The sequence below is a fragment of the Caballeronia sp. M23-90 genome, assembly GCF_053574605.1.
In genome coordinates, this window is sequence record NZ_JBSIPA010000882.1 from 1 (window position 1) to 998 (window position 998).

The 998-nt window shown below is 63.3% G+C and carries 2 protein-coding genes; both read left to right on the forward strand.

Annotated features, from left to right (window positions below):
• A partial coding sequence (locus tag ACRXB1_RS36725) for an MSMEG_0568 family radical SAM protein (protein WP_449494862.1) occupies positions 1–711 on the forward strand: 711 nt, incomplete at its 5' end.
• A 3-nt stretch (positions 712–714) separates the two neighbouring features.
• Positions 715–998: MSMEG_0567/Sll0786 family nitrogen starvation N-acetyltransferase (locus tag ACRXB1_RS36730; RefSeq protein WP_449494863.1), on the forward strand; the 284-nt coding region annotated here is incomplete at its 3' end.

Genomic DNA, 998 nt, shown 5'->3' on the forward strand with positions numbered 1-998 from the left:
AGCCGCAAGAAGACCTGCAAGTTCTGCGCAATCGGTCAATCTCTTGCGGCAGGCCGGACGATCGCGCGCAAGACGCCCGAGCAACTCGCGGAAGTCGCACGTGCCGCTGTTCTGCTCGATGGTGTCAAGCATATGGTCCTGACCACCGGTACGCCGCCGACGAAAGACCGTGGCGCGCAGATCCTGTGCGAAAGCGCGTTTGCAATCAAGGCCGCCGTCGACCTTCCGATCCAGGCGCAATGCGAACCGCCCGACGACGACAAATGGTTCGAGCGCATGCGGGCAAGCGGTATCGATACATTGGGGATGCATCTGGAAGTGGTCACGCCCGCCCTGCGCGAGCAGATCATGCCGGGCAAGGCGAGCGTCCCCATCTCGCGCTACATGGAATCGTTCAAGGCGGCCGTCGCCGTGTTCGGTCGCGGGCAGGTCAGCACCTACATCCTCGCGGGACTGGGGGACACGGCCGAAGCAATTCTCTCGATCTCGCGCGAACTGGTGGACATCGGCGTGTACCCGTTCGTGGTTCCGTTCGTGCCGATCAGCGGAACCCCGCTCGAGGATCATCCGGCGCCTTCCCCCGAGTTCATGAAGTCGGTGCTGCAGCCGCTCGGCGCGATGGTATCGGCCGGCGGCATGCGGTCCGGCGATATCAAGGCCGGTTGCGGAAAATGCGGCGCGTGTTCGTCGTTGTCTTCCTACGAGGTCTGAACCATGCTCGCCGATACCGAGGATCTCGCCCGCCTCTACACGCCCGCCAGCTTTACGATCAAGTGGACCACGCTGCAATGGGAAGCCGACGAGGCGTACAAGCTGCGGCGCGCGGTCTTCTGCATCGAGCAGGGGATTTTTATCGGCGATGACCGCGACGAGACCGATGACCGCGCGCAACTCCTCGTGGCGGTGAGTTGCATTGGTGGAATGCATGAGCAAGTGGTCGGCACCGTGCGCATTCACGAGGACGAACCCGGTGTGTGGACCGGTTCGCGGCTTGCCGT